Raw genomic sequence first — 21,999 nt, 5'->3', positions numbered from 1 at the left:
CGCAAAGGTCACAAAGTATAAAAAATCTGTGTAATCAATACTTATTTCTTTACCAAAGTCACATCATCCACTAAACAAAAAGCATTAGCCATTCCATCAGCAAAAAAGCCAATTGTGATTTTTCCGTTTTTCACAGCAATATTAGGAATCTGAATGCTTGTCCAGGAAGAATTTTCTGTTTCGATATTAAATTTATAATCAACATCGCCGGTATTGGCATAGATTTTAAGTTCATTGAAACCTTTGCTGTTTTTAATTCTTGCTGTCAAAGTATATATGCCGTCTTCTAAAATAACATAAGGAGACGAACTAATTTGCTGGGTAATTACTCTTGTAAAATCGACTTTATCAGTAATATTCAAACTTTTTTCGCCTATTACTTCTTTTCGGTCATTTTCGGTATTAAAATAATTCAGTTGCGGCGAGTTGGCATCTGTTGTACTTATTTTATTTCCTTTAATAATTTCTGTTTTCCAACCTAATAATTGTTCCTGAATGGGCTTAAAATTGCTTGGTATCTTATTTCTATCAGCTTCAAAACTACCATTTTTCACATAATTATTATCTGTACCAACTGTCCAATCTCCAGTTTTTTCGTCTAAATTCCATGAGCTTAACGAATTAAAATACGGTTTGCTTCCATTAAACGAAAGTGGAAACCATTGATTATAACCTAAACCATTTCCGGCAAAATCAGACCAGCGATCTCCGCAATAAATAACGGTTTCTTTTCCATTGCGTTTTATCGTATAGAAAAATCCGGTTTGGGTTACATGAGCATAATCTTCAGCCGAGCCTTCCATAATTTGCATATCGTTTGTTGGCAAATAAGGTCCGCGAATATGATCAGAAACTAAATAATAGGCAAAAGAAGAGTCCCATCCATAAATATTCGAAGCCGCCATATAATACTTATTTTTGTACTTAAACATACAATTTCCTTCGCGGCTTGCTCCCTGAAAACTTTGGTACAATCTAAAATAGTCACTTTTCCGTCTTTGACTCCTATTTGGGAAACATAAATTTTATTACGTCCTTTTCCATAAGAATAAATCAAATAGGATTTACCGTCATCATCCGTAAAAACAGTTTGATCACCAGTATTAGTAGTTCCAATCCAGGATTCCATATTTATTTTTTGATGCCAAATAAATTCAGATGTAGGAGAACTAGCTAAAGCAACAAGTACCTGATTACCATGTTGAACAAATAAAGCATATTTATTCATCTCTTTTACAAAAGCTACTCCTAATCTTCCTACCCATGTTTTTCTACCATCAGGAAATGCTTTATTGTCGAAAAAAACATCTCCTTCAAAAGTCCAATTCACTAAATCAGTAGAACTGTAACATGTTATGGATTTGAATGTACAGTTTGGATACGTTACAATTGGTTCTTTTCGGTATTTTTCTGCTTCTTCATAATGTACACCATACCAATAATATTTTTCAATGCCTTCTTTGTCTTTAAATTTAAAAATTCCTCCTCCTTGGCTATAAATAGGTTTTCCGTCTTTAGTATCCCAAAAAACATCATTTTTAATATTTTGATATTGCGCTGTAATCATATTTGTAGAACAAAAACATACTATTGCAACCAACAAAAATTTACTACTTAATTTTACATTATACTTTCTTATCATAATTAGAAAAAAATTAATCACTTTTATTAAAATGCTAAAATAAATCACATAAAATAAAAAATCATCCTGCACTGTCCCGAATAAGATATTATAGCAAAAAGCTTCATTTATTTTTTAATGTTATAATAAATATTTCTAACCACGGGAATGCCGTTAGCTGTAATCCCTTCCAGATTCACTTTTACTTTAGTTTCTACACCGTTATTAAAATAATCCAGATAAGAATTTCCTGTTTCATCGGGATGCACATAAGGATTCCAATAAATCGTATTTCTTACTGCAGCTTTTTTATCTAATTCTGCATTTGGTTTTTCGGGGTCTGGAGAGTAAAAAATGCGTGCGGAATAAAAACCTTCTATTTCTTTTTTGATAGAATAAAGAGGATTCTTATTAGGTTTACCGAGATTTTTGTATCGATTTGTAAAAATTGAAATAGCACCAGCACTTCCATTTACCTCTGAATTTACAATATAAAGCATTGCAAGTTGCGATCCTCTTATTACATCTATTTTTTCAATTTCATAAGGTGAAACCATAAGTAATTGGCTAATTTCTAAAATTGGATAACCATCTATTAAAATGAGTGGAGATGTATTTTCCTTATCTCCTTCACCCGGAATACTTACTGTAGTATCAATAACTAAAACTCCCGGAACTTTATCTAATACATCATAAATACTAATAAATTCTTTTGCTTTTTCATCAGGTACATAACTATAGTCAGGAACACCATAAAGAACAACTGCATTATTTTTTTTCGGAGCTTTTACTTCAACTTCTTTCAACATGTTTTCCGGTTTTACTCCAAAAGCAATGTATTTTTTAGATACATTTTCAATAATAGATTGATTTGTTTCTGGAAGAAGAGTTAACTCTTTTTTTAATTTAACGTGAATTGGTGAATGCTCAATAGAATCCAAAACAATTTCACCTTTGAACTTCCCTTTTTCATTTACACTATTTAAGTACATATTCGTTTTTCCGGAAAACATCAAATTTTCAAATTTGAATTTACCTATAGAATCTGTGATTGTACTGAAAAAATTACGATTCTTTTTATTCATTAAAGATAATGTCAGGTTGTTATTTACGAATGGCTTATCAGCAAATACTTGTTTAACTTTTCCCGAAATGGTGATTCCTTTTTCTACTTTAAATTCGGTTTTAGAAGTTGGTAAAGTTTTCCACACAAAATCACGCCAGCCTTGAGTCAACAATAAATTATCCAAATGTTCTAAACGCTTTGGATTTTTGTTATCAAAATAATAGCCTGGATGATGAACTTTACCTCGAATGTCTGATTCCATCAGGAAATAAGAACAAATATTTGAATCAAAATTCTCATCTTCTACACCATTAGTGTCTGTTACACTTAATGAAAAACTAGCTGATTTTGGATTACCAGCCTTTGATTTAGATCTAACATTGAGAATAGTTTTTTCATTGAGTTGATAATTTAATTTATCCGTTACAAGTTCAACCTCTAAATTGTGTTCTTTTTCAATATAAATTAATCGTTCACTTTGTGGTTTATTATTGCTATCGTAAATTGTTATTTGACTAATTCCTTCGGGAGTATTTTCTTTTGGTAATTCAAAAGAGAATGTATTTTCAGTAAGTGTTTGTGCGGTTTCTAAATATGGAATTCCTCTAGCTTTGCAAATAACAGTCAAAGTTGGATTAGGATTTTGTTGTAAAGTAGCTTGGTTAGTACTAATGCTAATAATATTCTTGCCTTTTATCGCTTTAAAACTAACTAAATAGCCTTGCTTTAAAATTTTGGGTAATTCCACTTGAAGTTCTTCTCCTCTTGGATTTTTAATTTTTGTAAAATAGCTTTTTTCTTCCATGGATAACATTTGTAATTTTCCCATACCATCGTGAACACTTTCGAAAGCGGTAACTAATTCGTTATTAGAATCAAAAAGTTCTCCTCTAATATCTATTGGTTTTCCGTCTATATCGACTGCTTTAAAGCCTACAATACTAGATACATTTTCTAAAATCGAACCGCCTTCTGGGAAAAAGTCAACTTTAAAAGCGTTTTGTTTTGTTTCTTCTTTTTTTGAATTTGTAGTAACTACAGGAATATTTTTAGGTGTTTTCGATTTATCATTTGATTCGAAAACATCAATAACTTCAATCTCTTTTTTAAAGACAAAATCTTCTCCAAAATTCCGATTCCAATTCGTATAAGCTCTAAGTTGATAAACACCAGGTTTTACTCCAACAGAATCTGCTAAATGAAAATCGCCATGACCCAATCCCATTTCTAAATTGGTTTTATTTCGGGCAATTATCTTGGCATCGGATGAAATTAATTCAACATATAAAATATTGCTGTTATCAAAAAGCAAATTATTAGAAGCTCGCACATTATAGGCTTTGTACCATAAATCTTCTCCCATAAAATAAGTAGTTCTATCGGTATGAAGATAGATTTTCTCAATGTCAGGAATTGTATTTTTTTCTTGAGCATTTAAAACAACAAAATACAAGAAAGTAAGAATAAAGCAATTTTTATTAAAAAGTTCAAGCATATATCAGTCTTTATTAATTAATTAATTAATTATGATATGAAAGTATTCTAAAAACTAACCGTTAGGGTATTTCAATTAGACAGTATTTTTTGTTCAACAAAACTTTTTTCCTCATTAGACAATAATATAGAGTTTGAAGTTGTAATACTATTTTTTGGAATATTTTGATATAATGGTTTTGATAAATTGATAAGACCAACATTCTTAACTTTTTCTATTTCAGTATTTTTTAGTACGTATAAGTTGTTTTTTATGTTTCCATTATGCTTTACATCATTGTATGTTATATTGAAATCGGTGCTGGATTCAAATGAGTTTACTGTCCATTTGTTATTTATATTTTTTTGGAAATTTAATATTGAAATAGAATTATTCGTCTCATACGAAAACTTTTTGTTGGATTTTATAGTATAACTTTGGATAATTCTATCTTTATTTTCGACTTCATTTGTAAATGAAATTATAGCTTTAGTTTTTTTATCAAAAATAATTTTCCCTTTACTTCTAAAAAAATAAGTATATCTCCTTTTCCAGTCTGTTATAAAAGAAACTATTGTTTCATTTTCAGAAGAATTTTCAATAAAAAAGTTAAGTTTAGGATTGATTTTTATGAAATTAATTAGAAAAACATTCAAATAAATATTATTAATTAAATTCTTTGTGTCAATAAAACCACTATTTGACGGGATATTTTCTTTAGGAATGTCTGTAAAAACATCCATTGGGTTATTTACATTAAAATCTATTGAGCCTAAACGTAACTTTAAGTCTTTTAACTGCTTGTAGTAATAACTTCTACTCCACCAATTAACTTTAGTTAATATCAGTCGTTTTAGATTGTTATCAATAGATAGTGTCTCTTTAAAATTGCATTCTTTTTCAAAAGCTTGATTCTCGTATAGAATTTCATAGTTATCAATTACATATTTTAGTGCTTTAGTTAGATCAAAAGAACTTACAACAACTTCATCCAGAATAACTGCTTTTGGAATTAAATAAAAAATTTTAGAATCTTGTAAATCTTTAAAATTGATAATTTTATCCTGATAAGCTACATGAGAAATTTTTAATTCGTGATTCCAAATATTAATTGTTGCTTTCCCGTCAGAATTTGTAAAAGTACCTTCCTGAATCGCTGGATAATAAATATTTACAGTTTCAATTGGTAAGTTTGTTTCACTATCCAATACAAGAATTTCATTGCTTTGAGAATATGAAATAGCACCTATAAATAGCACTAAAATTCCTGTATATTTTTTTATTATTTTCATCATGTATGTTTTTCTAATAAATGAGAATTACAGCTTATTTTTTAATAGTGTAATAAGTTGTTTTGACAACAGGAATTCCATTAGCAGTAATTCCTTCTAAAGCTACTTTAACTTTAGTTTCAACATTGGTATTGTAAAAATCCACACTTGTTTCACCTGTTTCATCTGGATTTATATCAGGATTCCAGTAAATCGTGTTTCTCAAGTTTGTCATATTATCTACCTCAATCTCGGGATTTTCTAAATCTGGGGAATAAAAAATTCGTTCAGTATAAAATCCCTTTATTTTTTGATTAACATAATAAAGAGGAGATGAGGCAATACGTTGCCCTCCATTTATCTTTTTTGTGAAAATAGTAATAATGGTATTACTACCAGGTGTAAAACTTGTACTATTACCAATTATGACTTCAACTTTAATAACTTGATCTGGAAATAAAGAAAATAATTCATTCATGTTTTCAAGTTTAAAATTGTCTATTTTTATTTCAAAAGATCTATTTGATTCAAATATTACAGGAACATTTATCTTTAATTTATGAATAAGATATTCAAAAAAACTATAAAACCTATTTGCATCTTTTTTGTCTACCAAAAAACTAAAGTCCGGATTTCTATTCTTTTTCTCTATAGCTTTTACCTCAACCTCTTTTAAAATATTTTCTGATTTTACTCCTAAAGCAGTGTATTTCTTAAATACATTTTCAATAATTGATTTGTTTGTTGCAGGAAATCCAATTATTTCGTTTTTTAGTTTAACAGAAATTGGATTCTTTTCAATAGAATCTAAAACTATTTCCCCTCTAAAATTTCCTTTTTCGTTTGTAGTGCTTAAATACATATTAGTCATTTCAGAAAACATCAAATTTTTAAATTTGAATCTACCTATAGAATCTGTAGTTGAACTAAAAATATATTGATTTTTTTCATTAATTAGAGCTAATGTCAAACTGCTATTTATTAACGATTTATCACCTAAAAGCTGTTTTACTCTGCCTGAAATGGTAATTCCTTTTTCTGCTTTGTAATTAGTAATTTCGTTCGCTTTTGACAATCTTTTCCATATAAAGTCACGCCAGCCCTGCGTTAATAATAAATTATCTAAATGTTCTAATCGATTAGGATTATTGGTATCAAAATAATAAGCAGGATGATAGACTTTTGCTCGAATATCGGATTCCATCAGAAAATAGGAACAGATATTTGAATCAAAATCTTTATCTTCTACTCCGTTTGTATCGGTTACACTCAAAGAAAAATTGGCTGATTTTACCAATCCTTCTTTTGATTTAGATGAAATATATACTATTGCCTTTTCTTTAGGTTCATAAATATCATTATCAGTTGAAAGTTCAACCTCTAAATCTTGTTCTTTTTCAATATAAATTAATCGTTCACTTTGTGGTTTATTATTGCTATCGTAAATTGTTATTTGACTAATACCTTCAGGAGTTTTTTCTTTTGGTAATTCAAAAGACAATGTATTTTCAGTAAGTGTTTGTGCAGTTTCTAAATAATGAATTCCTTTGATTTTACAAATAACCGTCAAAGTTGGATTAGGATTTTGCGATAAAGTAACTTGATTAGTACTAATGCTAATAATATTCTTGCCTTTTATCGCTTTAAAACTAACTAAATAGCCTTGTTTGAGAACATTTGGCAATTCTATTTTTACTTCTTCTCCAGATGGAGATTTAATTTTGGCATAATAGCTTTTCCCTTCCATTGGTAGTATTTGGAATTTTCCCATGCCATCATGAGCACTTGTAAAAGTTGTAACTAATTCATCATTAGAATCATAAATTTCGCCTTTAATATCTATTGGTTTTCCGTTTACATCTACTGCTTTAAAACCTACAATACTAGATACATTTTCTAAAAGAGAACCGCCTTCTGGGAAAAAGTCAACTTTAAAAGTGTTTTGTTTTGTTGCTTGCTTTTTTGATTTTGTAGTAACTTCAGAAATATTTTTAGGGGTTTTCGATTTATCATTTGATTCGAAAACATCAATAACTTCAATCTCTTTTTTAAAGACAAAATCATTACCAAAGTTTCGGTTCCAATTAGTATAAGCTCGTAATTGGTATTTTCCAGGTTTTACATCAAGCGAATCCTGTAATTGAAAATCACCATGACCTAAACCCATTTCTAAATTGGTCTTATTTCGGGCAATAATTTTTGAATCGGATGAAATTAATTCGACATATAAAATATTGCTGTTATCAAAAAGCAAATTATTAGAAGCTCTTACATTATATGCTTTGTACCATAAATCTTCGCCCATAAAATAAGTGGATCTGTCGGTATGGAGATAGACTTTTTCAATATCTGGAATCGTATTTTTATCCTGTGCCTGCAGAAAACCAAATGACATTACTACTAAAAACAAAGAAGCTAAAGTGCATTTTTTACTTTTTAAAAAGAATCGAATCATGTAGAATACAAGTTTAAATTACAACAAAAAACACATTGTATAGCATAAAAAATTATGAATACTAAAAATTAAACCTACAATAACAATAAATACAACAATTTCACCCGCATCAATTATTAAGCCAATTATTACAAATTTTATATTAATTTTAAAAAAAGTACTACATTTATTTAACTACTGCATTTTAAAATATACATTATCAATAACTATTTGAGATAAAAAAACTGCTTAAAACAAATTCATGATTTATTTTAAACAGTTTGATAAATTATTAAGTCACTCTATTTTTTTATCGTGTAATAAGTATTTTTAACTACTGGAATGCCTGTAGCAGTAATTCCTTCTAAATCTACTTTCACTTTAGTTTCAAAATCTGTATTATCAAAACTTACATGGGCATTACCCGTTGTATCCGGATGTACATAGGGATTCCAATAAATAGTATTTCTTACAGCAGCTTTGTTATCTAACTCCACATTTGGTTTTTGAGGATCAGGCATATAAAATACACGAGTCATGTAAAAGCCATCAATTTCATTTTTAAGTGTGTTAAACAGATTGTTTTCTGATCTTTTAGGTGCATTTGGTTTAGTATAAATGGCAATCACACCGTTGTTACCATCAGAACCGTATAAAGCAGCACTTGCCCCTCCTTTTATTGCTTCTATCCTTTCAATATCTATAGGTTGCAACAAATCGATATCTGATTGATTATAAATAGGAAAACCATTTAAAATATAATGAACCGGTTCTGTGTAACGCATAAATCGTACTGAACTTCCATCGACAACAACTCCCGGAATAGCATATTGTATGAAATTATAAATATCACCGGCTAACGGTGCTTTTTCGTCAACAACATAACTAAAGTCAGGAATTCCATACAGACTAGAAGCCCTTTTCTTTTTAGGCGCAACAATCTTCACTTCATTCAAAATATTCTCAGGTTTTACCCCAAAAGCGGTAAATTTCTTATTCACATTTTTAGTCACCGTAAACATATCTTGGGTCCAATTGATAGGTTCTTCTTCAAACGAAACTAACATTGGCTTTTTTTCAATTGAATCTAATACTATCTCTCCTTTAACTTTTCCTTTATCATTACTAGCATTTAAAAACATATTGATTTTTCCCGAAAACATTAGGTTTTCAAATTTAAAGCCACCTATTGAATCCGTCTTAGCTCCAAAAAAATTCATGTGTTTTTTATTCATCAAAGACAGTGTAACATTACTATTTACTTTAGCTTTTTCACCTAGAAGTTGTTTTACCCTTCCGGATATCGTAAATCCTTTCTCGACCTTATAAGTAATCGAATCATTGGCTTTTGGTAGTTTTTTCCATAAAAAATCACGCCATCCTTGTGTTAGCAATAAATTATCTAAATGATCCAGTCTTTTTAAGTTACTGCTATCAAAATAATAGCCCGGATTATGCACTTTTCCTCTAATATCTGATTCCATTAAAAAATAAGAACTAATGCTCATTCCATAATCCTTATCCTCTGTTAATCCGTTCATATCGGTAACACTCAACGAAAAACTGGCTGATTTGGATACACCTGCCTTAGATTTAGAAACCACATTAAGAGTAGTTTTCTCTTTTGGCTTATAAATAGATTTATCGGCTGTTAATATAACTTCTAAATCCTGATCTTTCTCAATAAACACTAATCGTTCACTTTGAGGTTTCAAATTACTATCATACAATGTTAACTGATTGATTCCTTCAGGAATTTTATCTTTAGGCAATTCAAAAGAAAATGAAGTTGCTGTTAATTTTTGAGTAGTCTCAAAATAAGACAATCCTCTCGAAGTACATATTATAATCACTTCTGCATTTAGATTTTGCCCCAAAGTTGCCTCATTAGTATTAATAGTAACAATGTTTCTACCTTTAAGCGATTTAAAATTCAACACATAACCTTGTTTCAATGCTGACGGTAAATCTACTCGTAATTCAGCACCGGCTAAAGTTTTAATTTTGGCATAATACTGTTTGCCTTCAATAGGTAAAATTGGGAATTTCCCCATCCCATCATGCGCACTCATAAAAAAAGAAACCGACTCATTATTAGCATCAAATACTTCACCTTTCACCTCTACAGGTTTTCCATTACTATCCTGTGCTTTAAAACCAACAATACTCCCTACGTTTTCCAAAAGAGAACCACCTTCAGGAAAAAAATCAACACTAAAAGTTTGTTGGTCGCTCGTTTGGGCTGTTTTACCTACAACAACACTATTTGATGTTATTTTAGAAAGATTATTTTTAATAAAATCATCATCGAAAGCATCTATAATTTCGATCTCTTTCTTAAACACAAAATCATCATTGTAATTCCTATTCCAATTGGTATAAGCTCTTATTTGATAAATACCCGGAGTTTTCACCCCCAAAGAATCTATTAACTGAAAATCACCAGCCCCCAAACCTAATTCTAAATTGGTCTTATTTCGGGCAACTATTTTAGCTTCGGGCGAGATTAATTCTACATATAAAATATTACTGTTATCATATAGCTTATTATTATAAGCATATACGTCATAGGCCTTATACCATAAATCTTCCCCTAAAAAATAGGTCGAACGGTCAGTATGAAGGTAAATTTTCTCAACAGCGGGAATCTTCGAGGTTGTTTGGGCCTTTAAAAAAACTAAAGAAGCAAACCAAAATAAACAAACTAAAAAGCAATTTTTATTGCTTAGTAAAACTTTAACCATGTGAAAATTTGGATTTATATTAAACCATAATTAATAACCATAACTACATAAATTCTAAAATTATACTTAACATATTTATGTAAGTTAAATTTTACTAAGCTATACACTAAAAACCAATTAACTATCCTGTACTTACCTGTTTAATCCGATAATTGAAAATCAAAAAAAAACACAGCTAAATTGCCGTGTTAAGAATAATCAATATTTTTCTACATCGCTATTACACTAAGCCATCCCCTTAAAAAATTGACTTAAAACAACATTATTTTCAACTGTAGGCGTAAAAATTTCCAGAATAACAGCTTTGTCATTTTGCGAATACATTTGCTCTAAACCACTTTCTAAACTTACTTGATTTGAAGCTGTAACATAATCCAGACCATACATTTTAGCCAAATGTTCAGCTGTTAAGTTATGCGAAGTTTCAAAATAAGTATTAAAAACAGCATTTTCTTCGTGTCCCGGTAAAATCCTGAAAATCCCTCCGCCTCCATTATTAATCACAATAATTTTGAAATCTTTCGGAATGTAATTGTTCCACAACGCATTGCTATCGTATAGAAAACTAATATCTCCAGTAATAAAAACAGTTTGCTTTTTACTCGCCAGTGCAGCGCCAATAGCCGTTGAAGTACTACCATCAATTCCGCTGGTTCCGCGATTACAAAATACTTCAATGGAAGGTTCTATTTCCATTAATTGAGCATAACGAATGGCCGAACTATTACTAATTTGTAACTGACTATTTTTAGGCAAACCTGAAATAATGGTATTAAAAACTGTAAAATCCGAAAAAGGAATCTTTTCCAAGTAAATTGCTTGTTTTTCTTTTCGAAGGTGCTGAATACGATTTATTTTTTCGAAATAATTACTTTTTACAGATTGAGTTAACGGTAAAAATGCTTCAAAAAAGGTTTTCGGGCTCAACTCAAAATGTTTTGTCAAAATTCCGAAAGTATCATAAGCACGTAAAGAATCAATGTGCCAATGGTGTTTTGGTTTGTATTTTCGTAAAAAAGCTTTGATACGTTTCGACACAATCATTCCGCCAAAAGTGACTAAGATTTCCGGACAAAAATCCTCAAAATCCTCATTGGTAAACGGTGTAATTATCGTATCAATATTCGAAATAAAACTTGGATGATGCACATTAGACGTTGTTTCGGTCATCACTACAACCGATTCATCATTGGCGAAAGCCTGAATAGTTGTATTCGAAATAACATCTGGATCATTGGCTCCTATCAAAACTAATTTCTTAGTGTATTGGTTCCAAATATCAATAAATTCGCTTAAATCTTCTAATTGATTTATTGGGTTCAAACTCTCAAAATGATGAACCATTGCAATTGTAGAAAGTTCAGAAACGGTTTCGTACAAAGGTTCTTCAAAAGGTGCATTGATATGTACAGGACCTTTTTTATAAAAAGCTACATCAATAGCTTCGTTAATTTTATGATCGTTTTCTTTCGAAATTGCTTCGGTCAAATTAGCATTGTACAAAGAATGATTTACAAAAACATTTTCCTGACGAATGGTTTGTCCGTCACCAATATCAATTTTATTTTGTGGTCTGTCGGCCGAAATAACTACTAAAGGAATCTGACTGTAAAAAGCTTCGGCAAGAGCCGGATAATAATTCAACAATGCGGAACCCGAAGTACAAACAACCGCTACCGGACGTTTGATTTGTTGGGCAATTCCAAGTGCAAAAAAAGCGGCACAGCGTTCGTCAGCAATACTGTAACATTTAAAATTAGGATTATTGGCAAAACCAATAGTGAGTGGCGCATTTCTGGATCCCGGAGAAATTACGATATCGGTGATTCCTTTGGCCTGACAAATTTGAATGATGTTTTGTGCCAAAGATATTTTAGGGTAAATCATTGTTTTTATTTCAAAAAATCAAAGATACAAAGATGACCTTACTTTAATGTAAAAATTTATAATAAACCATTAAGAAATTAAGAGAGTTTAGATTTAAGTAATGAAAGTATTATTCATCTTTCAAACCATATAAGTCTACAGAACTAAGCAGCTACAGTTTATATACTTAATCTGTCTTAATTTCTTAATGGTGTAATTAAAAAAAAGCGATCTCTAATTGAATTAAAAATCGCTTTTTCTGTAAAAATTAAATTGCTTATTGCTTGATCCAGTTTACAATTTCTGGTGCGTCAGGTTTTGTTTTAGAGAAATATACTTCTGCTAAATGTCCTTTTTCGTCAATTAAATACTTTTGGAAATTCCATTTAACTTCAGAATCTTTTACTCCGTTTTTGTCTTTTTGAGTTAAAAATTGATAAATTGGGCTCATATCATTTCCTTTAACTGAAATTTTTGCCATCATTGGGAAAGATACACCGTAATTTAATTTACAAAAAGTTTCAATGTCTTTATTAGTTCCTGGCTCCTGCGAATTAAAATTATTAGCCGGAAAACCTATAACTACGAAACCTTTGTCTTTGTATTCTTTATAAATCGCTTCTAATTGCTCATATTGCGGCGTATAACCACATTTTGAAGCGGTATTGACAATCAATACTTTCTTTCCTTTTAAAGTTGCAAAATCAAATGTTTCTCCTGACAAATCTTCGACTTTAAATTGATAAATGCTTTGGGTATCCACTGCTTTTTCTTTTTTGATTTTATCATTCTTTTTACTTTGTGCATGAACAAATCCGCCAGAAAGCAATAAAGCAGCACAAAGTGTAAATACTATTTTTTTCATATATCTATTTTTTGATAAAATTAATCAAATTCAGTTCACTGTCTTTATTTTAGATAATTAATTTCTTTTCGATAAGAGTTAAATAAATCCCAATGAAAACAGATTCTTTTTTCAAAATTTGAACCCAAAAAAGAATAAAATATATGTTTTTATATCTCAATCGAATAAAATCTATCTATTTATAAGTAAGTTTATGTTAAGTTTGTATAGCAAAAAATAAAAACTATGAGCCAAGACGAATTATTAGTTTTAATATACAGGAAGGACGAAAAAGCATTTACGCATCTTTACGATATGTATGCCAAAAGTTTGTTTTCTGTTATTAGTGTTCTTATTAAAAATACTGAAGATGCCGAAGATGTGCTTCAGGAAGTATTTGTAAAAATCTGGAAAAACATTGATAGTTACAATGAAAGTAAAGGGCGTTTTTACACCTGGATTCTCAATATTGCCCGTAATACTTCTATTGACAAATTACGTTCTAAAAACTTTAACAATGATCAAAAAAACCTTTCTGCTGATAATTTCGTAAATCTATTAGAAGACAGTAATAAACTGGTAAATAAAGTAGACGGAATTGGAATTCAGGAATTTATTAAAAGGTTAAAACCTAAATGTATCCAAATAATAGACTTATTGTTTTTTAAAGGTTACACCCAACAAGAAGCTGCAGAAGAAATGGAAATTCCGCTAGGAACCGTAAAAACACACAATAGAAACTGTATTAATGATTTAAGAAACTATTTGAAAGTATAGTACAATGGAAATGAGAGAATACATCGAATCAGGCATTTTAGAACTTTATGTTTATGGTGCACTGTCTGAAACTGAAAGCGAAGAAGTTGCTGCAATGGCTAAAAAACACCCTGAAATTAATGAAGAAATTATAGCAATTGAAAAATCAGTTGTATCATTATCATCTAGTTTTGCACCTTTTCAATCAGCGGAAAATTACGCTAAAATAAAAGAAAAACTAGGTTTTAATGAAACGGAAGTAATCGAATTAGAGCCAAAGAAAAACTGGGCAGCAATTATTGGTTGGGCAGCAGCTATTTTATTATTATTTGGTATTGGTTTCCAATACACACAACTTGAAGAAAGTAATAATCAGGTAGCGAATGTTACAACCGAAAAAACTAAAATTGAAAAGGAACGCAAACAATTAGAACTTTCTAAAAAAGCAATTGAAACTAATTTAGCCGTTATAAAAGACGAAAACAATACCGTTGTTGCACTTGGCGGACAAACTGTAGCTCCGGAATCTTCGGCTAAAATATATTGGAACAAAGCAACTCAAAAAGTATATGTTGATGCTGCCGGATTACCGAAGCCGCCTAAAGGAATGGTGTATCAGGTTTGGGCTTTAAAGTTAAACCCGCTTACACCAACAAGTATTGGATTATTGGATAATTTTGATAAAAATGACCAACGCTTTTTTGCTGTTAATAATGCTGAAGAAGCACAGGCATTTGGAATTACACTGGAACCAGCCGGAGGAAGTTTAACTCCTACAATGGAACAATTATATACTTTAGGAAAAGTATAATCATTTTAAAAATTAGATATAAAAAAGGCTTTCGAAAGAAAGTCTTTTTTTGTTTTGCACAGTTGTAGTTCGCATTCATTATATTTGCACAATTAATTTTTTCATGAGCTACACTCTTCTTTCATCACCACTTCAGGGATTTACTGATTTTCGATTTAGAAATGCCCAAAACAAATATTTTGGAGGAATTGATACCTTTTATTCTCCTTACATTCGTTTAAACGGAAAATTAGTTGTTAAATCTTCTTATCAACGGGATTTATTACCTGAAAATAATTCCGAATTAGAAGTGATTCCGCAAATTATTACCAATGATGCCGACGAATTTTTATTTGTTTCCAAATATGTTCAGGAATTAGGTTATAAAGAATTGAATTGGAACTTAGGGTGTCCTTATCCAATGGTGACCAAATCAGGAATGGGTTCAGGTTTGATTTGCCAAACTCAGAAAATTGATGCTATTTTAGAAAGAGTACACGCGGAATCGAATATTATTGTATCAATGAAAATGCGTTTAGGATATGACTCACCTGATGAAATTTTAAATGTACTGCCTCTTATAGAAAAATACCCTGTAAAAAACATTGCTATTCACGCCCGCATTGGAAAACAATTATATAATGGCGGAGTAAATTTAGACGGTTTTCAAAACTGTGTTGATGCTACAAAACTGAAATTATATTACAATGGTGATATTACTTCGGTTGCCCAATTCCAAAAAATGCAAGAACGATTTCCTGCTATTGACCATTGGATGATAGGCCGAGGATTAATTGCTGATCCATTCTTACCTTCTATGATTAAAAATAATAGCACTGAATATCCATCTAACAAAATGGAGTTATTTAGTGCTTTTCATGATACTTTGTACGCTGGTTATAATGAATCTTTATCCGGAGCCACACATATTTTATTAAAAATGCACCATTTATGGGAATACTTTTCGGTGATTTTTTCGAATCCTCATAAAGTACATAAAAAAATTAAAAAAGCTAAAAGTATTCGTAATTATGAGCAGGCTGTAAGCGAAATTATTAAGGAGGGGTAAAACCTTTAATACCGAATATATCTGCTACAAAAAATAAATATTCTCCAAAACTCCCCTCAAATCACCAATAATTACAGTAACAAACAGCAGTAATCTAAATGCTGTTTTTGAATTAATAATTATTTTTCGAACCAAAAAAAAGATAAAAAGCATTATTTTAGACTTCTTTTATCTATTTATCAAACTTGCAAAATTAATTTAAAAAATAAGTATTTATACGTATTAAATACGTATTTTTACATTTTAAAAACTACTTTTAGAGTTTAGATAGATTTCAATATTAAAAAAGACCAGATGATGATGCAAAATTCAGAGATTAAAACTACCTGTTCTTATTGTGGTGTAGGATGCGGAATCATTGTAACAAAAGATTCCAGCAATGGAATCACAGTAAAGGGAGATAAAGATCATCCGGTAAACAGAGGAATGCTTTGTTCTAAAGGAATGAATCTACATTATGTGGCTAACGATATTTCTGATCGAATTCTTTATCCGGAAATGCGCTGGAGTAAATCGCACCCAATGGAGCGTGTGAGCTGGGAAGATGGTTTAGATCGTGCAGCAGCTGTTTTTTCGTCAATCATAAAAAAACATGGACCAGATAGTGTAGGTTTTTATATTTCTGGACAATGTCTTACTGAAGAATATTATCTGGTAAACAAACTAGTTAAAGGTTTTTTAAAAACAAATAATATAGATACAAACTCTCGTCTTTGTATGAGTTCAGCCGTTGCTGGTTACAAAAAAACCTTTGGAGAAGATGCAGTACCTATTGCTTATGATGATATTGAACTGGCTGATACATTTTTAATTACAGGAGCAAATCCTGCCTGGTGTCACCCTATTCTATTCAGACGTTTAGAACAACATCGTGAAAAAAATCCACAAGTTAAGGTAATTGTTATTGATCCTCGAAAAACAGATACTGCTCTAACAGCCGATTTACATTTGCAAATTCTTCCCGGAAGTGACATTATTTTATATCATGCTTTAGCCAAAAGAATTATCGAAAAAGGCTATGCTGACAGTAATTTTGTCAACCAATATACCGAAAACTATGATGCCTACATGAAGCTGGTTTTATCTACTTCATTAGAAAAAGCATCGCAATTATGCGGAATTTCTATTAAAGAAATTGATTTAGCCGCTGATTTGATAGGCAAAGCCAAAGGATTTCTTTCATTGTGGGCAATGGGATTGAATCAAAGTGCCGTAGGAGTTGATAAAAATACCGCTTTACTCAATATTTCTTTATTGACAGGACATGTAGGAAAACCTGGTTCTGGTCCGTTTTCTTTAACTGGACAGCCTAACGCTATGGGCGGAAGAGAAGTAGGCGGAATGGCTAATTTATTAGCTGTTCATAGAGAACTTAATAATTCGGAACACCGTCAGGAAGTAGCTGATTTTTGGGGAGTAGATTCTATTTCTGAAAAACCGGGTCTAACTGCTACCGAAATGTTCGAAGCTTTAGAATCCGGAAAAATGAAAGCCGTTTGGATTATTTGTACTAATCCAATGGTAAGTTTACCTGATTCCCGAAAAGTAGAAAAGGCCTTAGAAAAAGCTAAATTTGTTGTAGTTCAGGAAATTTCACATAATGCTGATACGGCTAAATTTGCTGATTTATTGTTACCTGCTGCAGGTTGGTTAGAAAAAGAAGGAACCATGACCAATTCTGAAAGACGAATTTCTTATTTACCAAAAGGAATCAATGCTCCTGGTGAAGCCCTACCCGACTTTGAAATCATAACCCGATTTGCAAAAAAAATGGGATTTACTGGTTTTAATTTCGACACATCCGAAGAAGTTTATAAGGAATATTGTCAAATGACAAAAAATACTAATATTGATATTTCTTATCTCAATTACAATCGATTAAAACACGAAGGAACTTTTCAATGGCCCGTTTCTGATTATGGTCATGCAGGAACTCCGCGTTTATTTACAGACAAAAAGTTTTACACACCTTCGAAAAAAGCTATTTTTAATTTACCGGTATCAATTGAAAATACTTCGGAGAAACCTACTGATAAATTTCCTTTTATTCTTACCACCGGCCGCATTAGAGATCAATGGCATACGATGACTAAAACAGGAAAAGTTTCCCGATTGTTATCCCATATTCCTAATCCTTTTTTAGAAATTAATCCTATTGACGCTTTTAAAAGCGGAATTGAAAATGGAGATATTTTAGTGGTGAGCAGTAAAAACGGAGAAGTTCGTGTAAAAGCTACTGTAACTGAAACTATTAAAGAAGGCGTCGTTTTTTTACCAATGCACTGGGGAAAACAATTAGATAACGATTTAAACAGAACCAATAATTTAACCAATACACTTGTTGATCCTGTTTCTAAAGAACCTGATTTTAAATTCACCACAGTTGCTGTAAAAAAATATGAAAAACCGTTCCAAAAAATAGCTATTGTTGGTGCCGGAGCAGCAGCATTCCGATTCATTCAAAATTACAGAGAACTCAATACAACCGATGAAATTGTTGTATTTTCTAACGAAGCCAATCCTTTTTACAACCGTGTGTTGTTACCTGAATATGTTACCGAAGAGTTAACTTGGGAAAGCTTATTAAAAATTAGAGATAATGATAGTTTAAGCAAACTTAATATTACTTTAAAATCATCTGTTGGAATCGAAAACATCGATACAGTAACAAAAACTATCACAGATAGCCGAGGAGAAACGCATACTTTTGACAACTTAATCCTTGCTACAGGAAGTCGTCCTTTTGTTCCTGAAAATGCGCAATTGCATTTACCAGGTCGTTTTACCATGCGTAAAAAAGAAGATGCTGACCAATTAAAGAATTATTTAGACAATACTAATTTAGCTCCCGAAGACCAACACGTAGTAATTGTAGGTGGTGGTTTATTAGGTCTCGAATTAGCCGCAGCCTTAAAGCACAAAAAAGTAAAAATTACCATTATTCAACGAGCTTCGAGATTAATGGAACGTCAACTGGATCGTATTTCCTGTAAATTATTAGCTGAAGAAGTTCAGCTTCGTGATATCCAAATTTATTTTGACAACGAAGTAAGTACTGTTTTCGAATCTGACAATGCTAACGAATTAGAAATTGCACTAAAAAGTGGTCGAATTTTAACGGCAAATGCCATTGTTTACGCCATTGGAACTATTCCAAATATAGAAATTGCCAAAGAATCAGGAATTGCTTGTGGTCGCGGAGTAAAAGTAAATCAGTATTTACAATCGTCTCATCCTGATATTTTTGCCATAGGAGAAATTGCTGAATTCAACGGAAAATTATTCGGAATTACTTCTGCTGCCGAAGAACAGGCTGATATTTTGGCCAATTATCTGGCTGGTGATATTAGCAGTTATTACAAAGGCTCTATATTAATGAATATTCTAAAACTGGAAGATATTAACCTTTGCAGTATTGGCGAACTTGCCATTCCTGAAAATGATGACAGCTACGAAGAAATTGTTTTTGCCGATTTAAAAAAACGTTATTACAAAAAATGTATTGTTAAAGACGATTTGTTAGTTGGCGCCATTTTAATGGGAGATAAAAATGAATTTGCCGAATTCAAAACTTTGATTGAAAGCAAAATCGAATTATCTGATAAACGAAACCAATTATTAAGAGGAAGCGGTGCAGCAGCAAAACCGGTAATAGGCAAACTAGTATGCTCTTGTAGTCAGGTAGGAAGCGGAAATATAGAAGAAGCCATCAAAGCCGGAACTACTAATTTTACCGAATTATGTAAATCTACCGGAGCAGGTTTAGGCTGCGGAAGCTGTAAAACCGAAGTAAAAGAGATTTTAGCAAAGTGTAAATAAGTTTGTCGTTAATAGTTTATAGTTCATTGTTCAGTAACTATAAACAACAAACTACAAACCATAAACTTATAAGAATATGGAATTAACCCGATTAATAGTAAAAGGAGGCGTTATTTCGCCAGGCGAATTACGAAACATTGTAAATATAAGTATGGCTCAAGGGCTAAAAAATATTTCTTTTGGTTCCAGACAAGATATTATTTTCCCTAATGGATTTGAATATTCAGAAACAGAAAATAATGGAAAATTTCATATTGTTTATCCTAATGAACAAAGCGGAAACAACATTGTTTCTTCTTATGTTGCAACTGATATTTTTAGAAATACTCCTTGGCTCACAGGAAATAAATTCTTGTATGTTTTAGAACAATTTAAAGAACAACCTGTTTTAAAAGTAAATATTACCGACCCAAAACAGCAATTAGTTCCTTTATTTACAGGACATATCAATTTTATAGCTTCTGAACTTGAAGATTATTGGTATTTATATATTCGTTTGCCTAACTGGCACCGTATGGAAGTCTATCCTGTTTTAATTTACAGCTGGGATATTTCAAAAATTTATTATGAAATCGAACGTCTTGTTAGCCAGGAATCCATGGGAATTGATATGATTTTCAATTTAGTAAGTGAAAATTTAGATACCAATAACCGAACGATGGACAAATCTTTGAATGTTCCGTTTTATCCATTTCCATATTACGAAGGAATGAATCGTTTGGGAATTGACCAATATTGGCTTGGACTCTATTGGAGAAATAATCTTTATGATTTAGAGTTTCTTAAAGAAATGTGCGATTTGTGTTTTGATTGTAAAATTGGAAAAATAAGTATCACACCATGGAAATCCTTCATTATAAAAGGAATTCCAAAAGACAGAAAATTAGATTGGGAAAAATTTCTTGGCAAAAAAGGAATCAATGTTCGTCATTCCCTTCTGGAATTAAACTGGCATCTTCCGGTGGCTACCGAATGGTCTTTGAACCTGAAAACTTTTTTGGTAAGAACCTTAGATCAGTTTGATATAAGTACGTACGGACTCACTTTTGGAATTTCTGATTACAATCGTGATGGGCATTATTTCACTTCGATTGTTATCGAAAAAAACAAATTGCCAAAAGATCTTCAATCTATAAAAATCAGAGATACTTACAATGTTTTGTATGCTAAACATTTTGACCCAAATACCAGGGAATATATCATTCACACACAAGATATTGACAAACTGGAATTACCAAGTATCTTAATCGAACTGAGTAAAAAGTATTTTGATGAATTAGGAAGTGTTACTACAACCGATAATAACAATACAGCTACCACTAAAAAAGAAAAACAAGAACAAGATGTTTACCAATGCTCAGAATGTTTAACAATCTATAATTCTGAATACGGTGATGCGGTACAAGGAATTGAAAAAGGAGTATTATTTAAAGATTTACCTATTGATTATTGCTGTTCTTTATGCGAATCTCCAAAATCTAATTTTGTACTTTTAGCAGCTGAAAAACAAGATATTTAAAACTACACAAAACACACAATTATGAATATCGAATACAAAACAGTAGATTCTTCAAAAATAACCATTTCCGAATTAATGCTGCCTTCGCATACTAATTTTAGCGGAAAAATTCACGGTGGTTACATTTTATCCCTGATGGACCAAATTGCCTTTGCCTGTGGTTCAAAATTCTCAGGAAATTATTGCGTTACTGCTTCGGTAGATACGGTAAACTTTTTGAAACCAGTTGAAGTAGGCGAATTACTAACTATGAAAGCCAGTGTAAACTTTGTGGGAAATAGTTCCATGATTATTGGTATTCGTGTAGAAGCTGAAAACATTCAAACAGGTGTTATCAAACATTGCAATTCTTCTTATTTTACAATGGTTGCCAAAGATAAAGAAGGTAAAAATGTAGCGGTTCCAGGGTTAATTTTGACTACACTTAAAGAAGTAAGCCGTTTTGAAAATGGTATAAGACAAATTGCCTTAAAAAAAGAAAGAGAATATCAAAAAACCATCGCTACTTTTGGATCTATCGAAAATATTTTAAAATCGAATGAATACAAAGTAAGAGTAGATTTTGAACAATAAATGTGCTTATAAACTCGACCGCTTTTTAAATCGGCCGAATCTATAAACAACATCTAAAAACGCAGAAAGCACAGTATAACACTGTGCTTTTTGTATTCATAACGATTTGTTTCCTTAAAAAAACTAAATTAATTAACCGCAAATTACACAAAT

Annotated in this window: 14 protein-coding genes; 6 read left to right on the top strand and 8 right to left on the bottom strand. The window is 31.1% G+C overall.

Annotated features, from left to right (window positions below):
* Positions 1 to 41: 41 nt before the first annotated feature.
* The 8 genes from FEM21_RS16690 to FEM21_RS05790 form a co-directional block, all read right to left on the bottom strand.
* A complete protein-coding gene (locus FEM21_RS16690) occupies positions 42 to 905 on the bottom strand; it encodes a glycoside hydrolase family protein (protein ID WP_236353537.1) in 864 nt (287 codons plus the stop codon).
* Positions 854 to 1,567 carry a family 43 glycosylhydrolase gene (locus FEM21_RS16685; RefSeq protein WP_236353535.1) on the bottom strand — a complete coding sequence of 238 codons (714 nt, stop codon included), beginning with the start codon at positions 1,565 to 1,567 and terminating at the stop codon, positions 854 to 856. Before FEM21_RS16685 ends, FEM21_RS16690 begins: the two co-directional genes overlap by 52 nt.
* A 182-nt stretch (positions 1,568 to 1,749) precedes the next feature.
* Complete coding sequence (locus FEM21_RS05815; protein ID WP_152547376.1) at positions 1,750 to 4,182, bottom strand: TonB-dependent receptor; 2,433 nt, start codon at positions 4,180 to 4,182, stop codon at positions 1,750 to 1,752.
* A gap of 71 nt (positions 4,183 to 4,253) precedes the next feature.
* Positions 4,254 to 5,453 carry a carboxypeptidase-like regulatory domain-containing protein gene (locus FEM21_RS05810; protein ID WP_035658827.1) on the bottom strand — a complete coding sequence of 400 codons (1,200 nt, stop codon included), beginning with the start codon at positions 5,451 to 5,453 and terminating at the stop codon, positions 4,254 to 4,256.
* A gap of 34 nt (positions 5,454 to 5,487) precedes the next feature.
* Entirely contained in the window at positions 5,488 to 7,887 is a 2,400-nt protein-coding gene (locus FEM21_RS05805; RefSeq protein WP_035658826.1) for a hypothetical protein, read from the bottom strand.
* A 281-nt stretch (positions 7,888 to 8,168) separates the two neighbouring features.
* Positions 8,169 to 10,610: a Plug domain-containing protein gene (locus FEM21_RS05800; RefSeq protein WP_035658825.1), complete on the bottom strand. Its 2,442-nt coding sequence runs from the start codon at positions 10,608 to 10,610 to the stop codon at positions 8,169 to 8,171.
* A 225-nt stretch (positions 10,611 to 10,835) separates the two neighbouring features.
* On the bottom strand, positions 10,836 to 12,497 hold the full coding sequence (gene menD, locus FEM21_RS05795) for a 2-succinyl-5-enolpyruvyl-6-hydroxy-3-cyclohexene-1-carboxylic-acid synthase (protein WP_035658824.1): 1,662 nt from the start codon (positions 12,495 to 12,497) through the stop codon (positions 10,836 to 10,838).
* Positions 12,498 to 12,753: 256 nt separating this feature from the next.
* Positions 12,754 to 13,341 (bottom strand): glutathione peroxidase, encoded by a 588-nt coding sequence (locus FEM21_RS05790; RefSeq protein WP_035658823.1) that lies wholly within the window; start codon positions 13,339 to 13,341, stop codon positions 12,754 to 12,756.
* A gap of 225 nt (positions 13,342 to 13,566) precedes the next feature.
* Between FEM21_RS05790 and FEM21_RS05785 the strand changes: the two genes are divergently transcribed.
* From FEM21_RS05785 to FEM21_RS05760, 6 genes are all read left to right on the top strand, one after another.
* Positions 13,567 to 14,097 carry an RNA polymerase sigma factor gene (locus tag FEM21_RS05785; protein WP_035658821.1) on the top strand — a complete coding sequence of 177 codons (531 nt, stop codon included), beginning with the start codon at positions 13,567 to 13,569 and terminating at the stop codon, positions 14,095 to 14,097.
* 4 nt (positions 14,098 to 14,101) lie between these two features.
* On the top strand, positions 14,102 to 14,887 hold the full coding sequence (locus FEM21_RS05780) for an anti-sigma factor (RefSeq protein ID WP_035658820.1): 786 nt from the start codon (positions 14,102 to 14,104) through the stop codon (positions 14,885 to 14,887).
* A gap of 103 nt (positions 14,888 to 14,990) precedes the next feature.
* Positions 14,991 to 15,935: a tRNA dihydrouridine synthase gene (locus FEM21_RS05775; RefSeq protein ID WP_035658818.1), complete on the top strand. Its 945-nt coding sequence runs from the start codon at positions 14,991 to 14,993 to the stop codon at positions 15,933 to 15,935.
* 300 nt (positions 15,936 to 16,235) lie between these two features.
* Complete coding sequence (locus FEM21_RS05770) at positions 16,236 to 19,754, top strand: nitrate reductase (RefSeq protein ID WP_035658983.1); 3,519 nt, start codon at positions 16,236 to 16,238, stop codon at positions 19,752 to 19,754.
* A 76-nt stretch (positions 19,755 to 19,830) separates the two neighbouring features.
* Complete coding sequence (locus tag FEM21_RS05765; protein ID WP_035658816.1) at positions 19,831 to 21,273, top strand: rubredoxin; 1,443 nt, start codon at positions 19,831 to 19,833, stop codon at positions 21,271 to 21,273.
* Positions 21,274 to 21,294: 21 nt separating this feature from the next.
* Positions 21,295 to 21,846 carry an acyl-CoA thioesterase gene (locus FEM21_RS05760; protein ID WP_035658815.1) on the top strand — a complete coding sequence of 184 codons (552 nt, stop codon included), beginning with the start codon at positions 21,295 to 21,297 and terminating at the stop codon, positions 21,844 to 21,846.
* Positions 21,847 to 21,999: the final 153 nt, after the last annotated feature.

The organism is Flavobacterium seoulense (assembly GCF_000695795.1).
Taxonomy (GTDB): Bacteria; Bacteroidota; Bacteroidia; order Flavobacteriales; family Flavobacteriaceae; genus Flavobacterium; species Flavobacterium seoulense.
This window is presented reverse-complemented; position numbering and strand designations above follow the sequence as displayed.